This is a genomic window from Dactylosporangium sp. NPDC049525 (genome assembly GCF_040676755.1).
GTDB lineage: Bacteria > Actinomycetota > Actinomycetes > Mycobacteriales > Micromonosporaceae > Dactylosporangium.
On sequence record NZ_JBFAPO010000124.1, the window covers coordinates 1 to 9,049 of the forward strand.

General features: G+C 68.6%; 12 protein-coding genes. 6 read left to right on the forward strand and 6 right to left on the reverse strand.

Annotation, left to right across the window (positions count from 1 at the left end; translation table 11 throughout):
• On the reverse strand, positions 1-444 hold a 444-nt coding region (locus AB0K00_RS57140; protein WP_363540007.1), incomplete at its 3' end, for a VOC family protein.
• 234 nt (positions 445-678) lie between these two features.
• Complete coding sequence (locus tag AB0K00_RS57145; RefSeq protein ID WP_363540009.1) at positions 679-2,082, reverse strand: MFS transporter; 1,404 nt, start codon at positions 2,080-2,082, stop codon at positions 679-681.
• 79 nt (positions 2,083-2,161) lie between these two features.
• On the opposite strand from AB0K00_RS57145, the gene AB0K00_RS57150 reads away from it, so the two are divergent.
• Positions 2,162-2,770 (forward strand): helix-turn-helix domain-containing protein, encoded by a 609-nt coding sequence (locus tag AB0K00_RS57150; RefSeq protein ID WP_363540011.1) that lies wholly within the window; start codon positions 2,162-2,164, stop codon positions 2,768-2,770.
• A 115-nt stretch (positions 2,771-2,885) separates the two neighbouring features.
• The gene (locus AB0K00_RS57155; protein WP_363540013.1) at positions 2,886-3,062 is read left to right on the forward strand and encodes a hypothetical protein; all 177 of its coding nucleotides are present in this window, start codon (positions 2,886-2,888) and stop codon (positions 3,060-3,062) included.
• A gap of 270 nt (positions 3,063-3,332) precedes the next feature.
• Here the strand turns inward: AB0K00_RS57155 and AB0K00_RS57160 are convergent, their stop codons facing one another.
• Positions 3,333-3,488, reverse strand: a complete 156-nt coding sequence (locus AB0K00_RS57160) for a hypothetical protein (protein WP_363540015.1) — start codon at positions 3,486-3,488, stop codon at positions 3,333-3,335.
• Between the two features lie 50 nt (positions 3,489-3,538).
• Entirely contained in the window at positions 3,539-4,048 is a 510-nt protein-coding gene (locus AB0K00_RS57165; RefSeq protein WP_363540017.1) for a DUF2199 domain-containing protein, read from the reverse strand.
• Positions 4,049-4,351: 303 nt separating this feature from the next.
• On the opposite strand from AB0K00_RS57165, the gene AB0K00_RS57170 reads away from it, so the two are divergent.
• Positions 4,352-5,002 carry a hypothetical protein gene (locus tag AB0K00_RS57170; RefSeq protein ID WP_363540019.1) on the forward strand — a complete coding sequence of 217 codons (651 nt, stop codon included), beginning with the start codon at positions 4,352-4,354 and terminating at the stop codon, positions 5,000-5,002.
• A 307-nt stretch (positions 5,003-5,309) separates the two neighbouring features.
• Positions 5,310-5,771, forward strand: a complete 462-nt coding sequence (locus AB0K00_RS57175) for a hypothetical protein (protein ID WP_363540020.1) — start codon at positions 5,310-5,312, stop codon at positions 5,769-5,771.
• Positions 5,772-6,002: 231 nt separating this feature from the next.
• Here AB0K00_RS57175 and AB0K00_RS57180 read toward each other — a convergent pair whose 3' ends face one another.
• Entirely contained in the window at positions 6,003-6,983 is a 981-nt protein-coding gene (locus tag AB0K00_RS57180; RefSeq protein WP_363540022.1) for a zinc-dependent alcohol dehydrogenase family protein, read from the reverse strand.
• Between the two features lie 81 nt (positions 6,984-7,064).
• On the opposite strand from AB0K00_RS57180, the gene AB0K00_RS57185 reads away from it, so the two are divergent.
• A complete protein-coding gene (locus tag AB0K00_RS57185; RefSeq protein ID WP_363540024.1) occupies positions 7,065-7,424 on the forward strand; it encodes a helix-turn-helix domain-containing protein in 360 nt (119 codons plus the stop codon).
• A 417-nt stretch (positions 7,425-7,841) separates the two neighbouring features.
• Here AB0K00_RS57185 and AB0K00_RS57190 read toward each other — a convergent pair whose 3' ends face one another.
• Positions 7,842-8,210 (reverse strand): VOC family protein, encoded by a 369-nt coding sequence (locus tag AB0K00_RS57190; protein WP_363540026.1) that lies wholly within the window; start codon positions 8,208-8,210, stop codon positions 7,842-7,844.
• 93 nt (positions 8,211-8,303) lie between these two features.
• Here AB0K00_RS57190 and AB0K00_RS57195 point away from each other — a divergent pair.
• On the forward strand, positions 8,304-9,049 hold a 746-nt coding region (locus AB0K00_RS57195), incomplete at its 3' end, for a WYL domain-containing protein (RefSeq protein WP_363540028.1).

The following is a 9,049-nucleotide window of genomic DNA, read 5'->3' on the forward strand; positions in this document are numbered from 1 at the left end:
CCGTGATCGCGCCGAATAGGCCGTGTGGTCTGGATTGCGACGCATGACCGCGATCCAGCACGTGTTCGACGCCGAGCACGCACTCGCCGACGTCAGGCAGAACGGGTGACCGGCCGGGTCCAGCAGCACCCGCCACCGGTCGCCGCCCGGCTGGTGGTCCGGCCTGACCGCGCCGAGCCCCAGCGCCAGGTTCTCCGCGGCGTCAAGGTCCTCCACGCGGAGGTCGAGGTGGAACTGCTGCGGCACGTCCTGACCTGGCCACCGTGGGGCCCGGTATCCGTCTACCCGTTGGAAGCCCAGGTCGCAGCCGGAACCGCCGGTCAGGGCGACGAACTCGTCGGCGTTGTACCCGAGCTGCATGCCTGTCAGCTCTTGGTAAAACCGGGCCAGAGCCCGGGGATCGGCGCAGTCCATAGTCACGCCTCGCACCGTGGCGATCGGCATCGTCTACTCCTTCTTATCCATGTTGCGGGCCACGCGGCGGGCCGCAGGTAATGATCTAATCGAACTGTCGTGGCCCGGCTCCGCTCGTTTTTCGGGCGCCGGACAACGTTCGTCCCGGGCCTCGGTCGTGCGCGCCGTTGCACCACACCCGGCGGGAGGCCCCGGCCGGTTCGCGGGCGACGGCGAGTGGGACGCGCGTGGTGGCGCGGAGCACGGAGCACGGAGCACATCCGGTCACGCCGCCGGGGTCGGGCGCCGGTTGACCAACGTCAGCACGACGGCCGTGGCCGTCAACGCGCTGGCGACCCAGAACGCCCGCGACATCCCGTCGATTGGCGCGCTCGCCGACGTCGCGACGGTGACCAGCACGGCCAGCCCGAGCGCGCCGCCCACCAGCTGCATCGTGTTGAGCAGGCTGGCCGCCGCGCCGGACTCGGCCGGCTCGACCCGGGAAAGGATCGACGTGGTCAGCGGCGCGAAGACGAGTCCCGCGCCAGCGCCGAAGAGCAGCACCGGGCCGAGGATGCCTTCGGCGTACCCGGAGTCCCGCGAGATCTGCGCGAGCCAGACCATGCCGGCGGTGGTCACCACACCGCCCGCGGCCGCCAGCCTCGGAACACCAACGCGGGGCAGAAGCCGAACCGCGAGCGCGGATGAGGCGGGAATCAGGATCGTCATCGGCAGGACCGCGAACCCGGTCCGCAGCGCGCCGTAGCCGTGCGTCTGTTGCAGGAACTGGGTCAGGAAGAAGAACATGCCGAACATGGCCGCCGGGAAGAGCAGCATCGTCACCAACGCGCTGGCGCGCGCCCGGTCGGCGAACAGTCGCAGCGGGACGATCGGCTGCCGGACGCGGACCTCCACCACGAGGAACGTCCCGAGCAGCGCCACCGCGCCCGCCAGGGCGGTCACGACGACCGAATCACCCCAGCCGTCGGTGGAGGCTCGGGTCAGCCCGTAGACCAGGACGATCATGCCGGCGGTCGAGGTGAGCGCGCCCGCGATGTCGAAGTGACCGGCCCGGCGCGGCGTTTCCCGGACGACGACCGAAGCAACGACCACCACCGCGACCGCGATCGGCACGTTGATGAGCAGAACCCACCGCCACGATGCCCAGTCGCTCAGCACGCCGCCGAGGATCAGGCCCAGCGCCGTCCCTGACGCCGTGACCGCCGTGTAGACCCCGACCGCCCGGGTACGTGCGGGGCCCTCCTCGAAGTTCGCCGGGATGAGGGCGAGCGCGCTGGGTGCGGCGAGCGCGGCGCCCACACCCTGCGCCGTACGGGCGGCTAGCAGGGACCACTCCGCGGTGGCGAGGCCACCGACGAGTGAGGCCAGGCCGAACACGGCGATGCCGGTGACGAAGACCCAGCACTGGCCGAGGATGTCACCGGCCCGCCCGCCCAGAAGCAGCAGACCACCAAAGGCCAGCGCGTACGAGTTGACCACCCACGACAGGCCGCTTGCGGTGAAGCCGAGGTCGGCCTGGATCTTGGGGAACGCCACGTACACGACGGTGCTGTCCAGCACCACCATCAACTGGCAGGCGGCGATGCTCGCCAGGACGGCACCACGCCGGGATGTGGATGCGCCCGGCGCGGGTGCCGTGCCGGTAGGCGCGGTGGCCCTGGTCGACATGGAGGTCCCTCGTGGTCGGCTAAACTGAGGCTGCCTCGGTAATATATTGAGGCTACCTCGACTTATCAAGAGGGTCACCGTGAACGCTGCGAACACGCCCCAACGCCGAATGCGTGCCGACGCCCGCCGCAACTACGAACGGCTGCTCGCGCAGGCGGAGGTCGCCTTCCGGGAACGGGGCACGGAGGCGTCGCTGGAGGAGATCGCGCGCCGTGCCGGGGTGTCGATCGGCACGCTGTACGGGCACTTTCCGACCCGGCAGGCGCTGCTCGAAGCGATGCTCCACGAGAGCATCGACCGGCTCGTCGCCACCGCCGAGGAGTTGCTCACGCACCCGTCGCCCGGCGACGCCCTTGCCCGGTGGGCCCGCGCGACCGCGGCGCACATGTCCGCATATCGAGGCCTGGCCACCTCACTGCTGAGCTGCCTGAAGGACGAAAATTCTCCGCTGTACCGGGCGTGCCAGCAGATGACCGCCGCTGGCGAGCGGCTGCTCGATCGAGCGCGCGCGGCGGGTCTCGTACGGGCCGAGGCCGGCGCCGCGGACATGTTTGCGCTCATCAACGCGGCTGCCTGGGTCCGCGAACAGGTCCCCGACGAGCAGGGCGACCGCCTGCTGGCGTTCATGATCGACGGACTGCGCCCGGTGACCGCCGATGCTCGCCGTCCCGCCGATCCTGGCCCGTGAGGTCACAGGGCTGGGGCGCCGAGGGCGAGTGCTGGCTCGCGGGCTCCCGCCCGGCTCGCCGTCGCAAGCGCTGGATCGACTTCGGACGACCGACGGCCGCCAGCGCGCGTACGAGATGCGGACCACCGAGGCTCGGCTGCAGCGCGACGGCGGCACCGGCCGCGTCCGCCAGGAGTCGGCTGAGCGGGTGCTGCAACCGCGGCGCCCGAGCACCATCGCGGCGTGGGTCAGCGCGCTCGAAGAGCTGGCCGCGCAGGTCCGCGGCGGCCGGATCGAGCCGTGGAACCGATAGCGGATCCGCCATATGTCGGCCTCATGCAGCGGCAGAGGTGGCGCTCGGTGAGCGCGATGTCCGGCGCTCCTCCTCGTGGGCCTGACCGGTGGCGGTGCATCATGTCAGCATTGACATCGTGGGGCCGATAGCCGCGCTCTGCCTCGGATTTCTCGTCTTCGGAAGCGCCGGCGCGCTCGCGGTGAACTACCGAGGGTTCGCAGTAGCGTTCGCTCGGCGCGCCGAGCAGTCGGCCCGCTCGGTAGGGGTAGGACAGCAGCGCCTGCCGCATCAATGGACCAGCACGACCACGTCATCTTTGTCCGGATCATAGGTGGGGTCTTCGCTCTGGTAGGCATCCTCATGATGGCGACGGTGGTCGGTGGCATCCTCGGCCTCATGGACGTGTCGTACGGAGAACCAAAACTTGAACGACTGCCCGCTCATGCCGCGATACGCGCGCGTCGAAGCCGGGCGCGCGCAGGTGCTGGTTCGCGTCAGTTCGAGGGGTGGAGCAGCAGTTCGGCGAACTGCTGGACCCGGTCGACGGTGATGCCAGTGCGCTGCTCCACGGCGAGCGGATGGTCGGTGGCCTCCAGCTCGATGAGCGGTCTGGAGCCGACCGGCTGCGTGTGCACGTGCGTTTTCAGATGGAGGGTGGTCACGGGGTACACCGGCAGTTCGGTGCACAGCCAGCCGAAATACGGCGGTTCCTGCTCGCGGCCCGGCGTTGTCCACAGGTCCAGCGAGCGCGAGAAGCTCTGTCTGCTCAGCGAGACCCACACCGTCCAGGCGAAGTCCTGGTCAGCGTCGTGGACCGGGATCACCAGGCGGCCGCGCATGAAGAAGTGCTCGGCTTGGATGATGCAATAGTCCTGCTCCAGGGCGCTGCTCGCGTCGCCGGCCAGGCTGTCGTGCCAGGGCTCCGGGGCTTCTGGGCCGTAGGCGAACGGCAGGCCACCGTGCCGTTCACCGCAGCAACGGCACAGGAAACCATGATCAGTCACGGGGCGACAATAGCTTCCACCACCGCCGGTCTCCACAACGTCTCCGGCATCCGCATCTGCCGCTACCGGCGCGCAACGGCCGGCGCGCCTGTCACCGGCGGTGACCGAGCCCGGGGTAGCGGTGGCCTCTGTTACGCCGAGGGCCGCTGGCGGCCGTGGCCGTGGCTGCCGTACTCATGGGTGGTGCTGGGGCGGCTGCCGCGAAATGGCGGTCCGCCTCCAGTATGACCCGGATCCGGGCGAAGAACATTCGGTGATACGGCCGTCGTGCGGCCGTGCTTATGGTTCCTAAACTGCCTCAACGTGACCGAGTACGGCTGGATCGCACCCGCCCTCGCCGCAAACCCCTCCGTCCCTGAGGGTCTGTTGCTGCGCCTGGCCGAGTCCCACGATGAACAGATCCAACTGGCCCTGATCAAGGCCCGGCGCTACGCGGCGATGTCGCTGCCGCTTGCCACCGTGCTATCCGTCAGCCCACATCCGGAGGTTCGGCGTGAGCTGGCCATCTGCACCTATCTCCCGGACGAGGTGATCATCAGGCTCGCCGCCGATCCGGACCGGCGCGTACGCCTGTACGTGGTCATCCGGCCGGAAGAGGTTGATGTTCCATTACATGGTCCGGAACTGGCCCGCTACACGCCGGACGAGGCGTACACCATCCTCGCCCGCGACGAGGACAGGCTTATCCAGGACGAGCTTCTGCACAGCTCCGACGTGCCTGACCACATCAAATGGGACCTTGCTCGGCACGCACGTCTGCACGACCGGGTCTTGCTGCAGTACGGCCAGGACGCCGAAGCGCTGGCGGCATACCAACGGATGGTCGCCCACGGCGATGCCACGACCCGCCGGGCTGCTCTGACGAGCGACCGGTTCCGGCCCCCGGCCCGGTTGATTCCCGACCTGCTCCGCGACGAGAAGAACCGCTCGAAGCCATCAAGCGAATGCCACTGAGCGCCGAACTGGCTCGGCCGCTGGTGTCCGACGACGATCCTCACGTACGTCGGGCGGTCACGGCGAACCCGGATCTTTCGCGGGATCTGCTCGACATCCTGGCCGCCGACCGGGACCCCAGTGTGCGCTGGGCGCTGATTCACCGACCCAACGTCCCGATGGACGTCCTCGACGCCATCGACTACCACGTCGATCCCAGCACACGGACGTACCCGGTGGACTGGTTGTGGGCACAGCGCATGATCGCGAACAGGTTGCTCGGTACGCCCGGTCGCGTCACGTCGTTTATCGCCGGACCGTGGCCGGCATGCCGGGGCTTGCAGCCGAGGTCGTCGAACACCTGGCCGCCGACGAGGACTACGCCGTCCGGTTGATACTCGCGGAGCGCAACGGTGATCGCGTGCCCGTCGATGTCCTGGTCGAGATGCTGCTGACGTGGACCGGCTGGCGCAGAGCCGTACTGGCACGAAATCCACGAATCCCCGACACCGTCATTGATCAGTTGACCCGGTCGCAGCAGCCCGGCCACCGCTGGCTCGCCTACTACTCGCAACGCCTGACCGACGAGCAGCGGGCCAGACTCGCCCACGACCCCGACACCGCACTCACCGCCGCAGTCACCCCACCCCCAACGCCGACGCCTGACGAACTACGGCGACAGATCCACGATCCGTCGCTCGACGTCCGCGCCGCAGCGGCCCGCCACCCTGACCTGCCGGAGGAACTCCTGCAGGAACTCCTGCGACGAGCGGGCATACCACTCGGCTGAGCGTTCCGCACACCCCGCGACGCATCACCGAACACCCTTGTCGGCACTGACAACAGCCGCATGCTCGCTCATCGCACAGCTTGCCGGCGAAAGGACAAGGGCTGCCGTCACGGAGCGGCGTCCCGACCGCCGCCGAACACGCGGCGGTCGGGACGGGCGCAATCTCGCGGACCTCAGGCGGTGCCGGCCAGGCCGACGAACAGGCTGGCGCCTACGGCGCCTCGCCGACGACTACGGCGTCACCACGATCTTGCCCGCCGGCGTTCCCTTCTCCAGGTACCGGTGCGCCTCGACGATGTCGTCCAACGCGAACACCCGGTCCACCGCCGGCTGCAGCACGCCAGTGCGGACACCGGCGGCCAGGAACGCGGCGACGCGCAGGGCGGTCACCGGGTCGACCATGTCCGCGAAACTCATGTAGCGATAGATGGTCAGCGACGGATTCGCCGGGAACGACGCTGGCCGCGGGTCCAGCCAGCCCACCGTGGCCAAGGTGCCGCCGAGCTTCGCGGCCAGCGACAGCTCGGCCAGGCCCGGGCCCATGACGGCGTCCAGGATGATGTCGGCGCCCACCCCACCGGTGTGCCGCCGGGTGGCCTCCCCGATGTCCTCCCGGTCGGTGGCGATCACCGCGGCGGCTCCGGCGACCAACAGGCTCTCCACCTTGGCGCTCTGCCGGGTGACCGCGATCGGCACGGCGCCGATCTGGTTGGCGATCTGGATCGCGGCCCGCCCGACACCGCCCGACGCCGCGGTGATCAGGACCTGGTCCCCGGGCCGCATCCCGGCCCTCTCAACCAGCGCGCCGTAGGCGGTGAAGTACGACACCCAGAGCGCCGCCGCACCGACGGGCTCCAGCCCGGCGGGTCGTGGCACCACCCGGTCGGCCAGCAGCGTGGTGTACTCAGCGTACGCGCCCCTGGTCTCGAAGTCGGGTATCGCACCGAGGATGACCGGGTCGCCGACGGCCAGCCCGGTCACCCCGGACCCGAGCGCGTCGATCACACCGGTCCCCTCGACGCCCAACCGCGCGTGCGGCAACTGCACGGGCCGCGGGGACTGCCCGGCCCGGACCATCTGGTCGAGCGGGTTGACGGCGAAGGCCTCGATCCGTACGCGTACCTCGCCGGCTGCGGGCTCGACGACCGGCTCGTCGACGACGCGCAGAACGTCCGGACCGCCGGTCTCGTCGAACACGACTACTCGTGGCATGGATGGCTCCTTGTGCTCCTGATGGGCTTCACCGGGAAACGCTACGGAGCCGATAGGAACCCGCTGGTACCTTTTGACCTTGTGCACAACGCCCCCGGCCAGGTCTTCCTCGCCGACTGCCCCACCCGCCTGGCCGTCGAGATCATCGCCGAGAAGTGGGCGGTGATCGTGCTGTTCGCGCTCAGCCTGCAACCCCGGCGCCCCGGCGACCTGGCCCAACTTATCGGCGGCATCTCCCACAAGGTCCTCACCCAGACCCTGCGCCGCCTGCAGGCATACGGCCTGGTCGAACGCCACGCCTACGCCGAGGCGCCCCCACGCGTCGAGTACAGCCTCACCCAACTCGGGCAGACCCTGGTCGAGCCGATCAAGGTCCTGACCGATTGGGCCCGAGACAACGGCGAAGCCATCGTCGACTTCCAGGAACAGAACGAGCTCTGAACCAACCAGCCCCATCGAAGAGGTAGAGGCGACGCTGCCGGCCGAGCGCCTTGCGCGCCCCCTTGGCGAGACGGGCTCAGTGGCGGATGGATATGCAACGGCTTCGCGCGGGGTCGCAGGTGTGGACGCTCGACGAGTACGACGATGACCTGCAGCTTGGGACGGCCATCATGTGCGTCATCGTCGAGCATGGTCAAGGGCATCCCGCCGCAGACTCTGGAAGGGCGTCATGCTCTACCACCGGCAGCGGCCGTCGACGGTGACGGCATCCGGATTTGCCGCGATCAGGGCGTCGCGGTAGCCCGCAGGTGTACACCTCCGAGAAGTGCACCGCCGACGTGGGCACTCGTCGCCCTCTCGAAGGCAGACAACGGCAGGCGCGACACCTGACGTGCGCGCCTGCCGCATTGTGCACTTTTAGTCTTTCGGTGCGACCCGGATACGGTTCCCGTCAGGGTCGGCTGCGAGGAAGGTCAGGCCGAACCCCGCATCGTGCGGTTCGTGCAGGATCGTGACGCCCTTGGACTGCCACTGATTGAAGATCGTGTTGATCTCGTCGGGTCGTCCACCTTCGATGGCCAGGCAAACCTCACTGGTACGCGGGACGCCAGGCGACAGATCCTCGAACTGGCCGGACCACAGAGCGAGCTCAGCGCCAGGCCCGAGGTCGAAGGTGATGTATCCCGAAGTCTCGAACGAAGGGCTCATGCCGAGGAGATCGCCGTAGAAACGAGCCGCGGCGGGCGCGTCGTTCACGTAGACGATGGACACGACGGATGTGGTCATGGTTGTTCCTTCTCGCTGGTCGTAGGTACGCATCCACCAGCCTGGCCGGAATATGCGCCGCATCATGTCGCAATTTCTTGAGAAACTTGGTGGGTGACCCCGGACCGTTTCTTCGCCCTGATGCTGCTTCTCGAATCGAGGGATGGCGCGACCACACAGGAACTTGCCTCGGCGCTCGGGGTTTCCCTTCGAACCATCACCCGGGACCTGAACTGGCTCCGCGACGCCGGTCTGCCGGTGACCGCGCACCGGGGCCGCCTCGGCGGCGTGGCCATGCTGCCCGGGTCCGGGCTCGACCTCACGCGGCTCACGCCTGGCGAGCGTGATCATCTCTCGCTCATCGGGCTTGATGAGAAGCAGCGCACGGAGCTCGACGCATCGGTCGAGAGCCGGCGCGCGCTCGCCAAGATCGCCGCTACACAATCACGTCGAGTTCATGAGCTCCTGCCGCTCACCGATGTCGTGCACGTGGACAGCCGTCCCTGGCTCCAGTCGCGAGCTTCCGGCACGACTCCGGCTTCGCTGATCGGATCGGTGCGACGAGGTCGCCGGCTACGGATCGTGTACGACAGTCCACGCGAGCCATGCCCACGTGACGTGGTCGTGGATCCCTACGGGCTGCTCGCCAAGGCCGGCATCTGGTATCTCGTTGCCGACTGTGCCCGAGTGCCACGGATGTACCGACTCGAACGGATCACGGCGTGGAAAGAACTCGACCAGCCACGACGGATCCGCCAGAACCAGACCTTGGCCACCGTCGCAGCAGCGCTCATCGACCAATGGGCACACAGCCACGCGATAGAGGTCAGCGCCACCATCGACCAGACCCAGATCGAGCG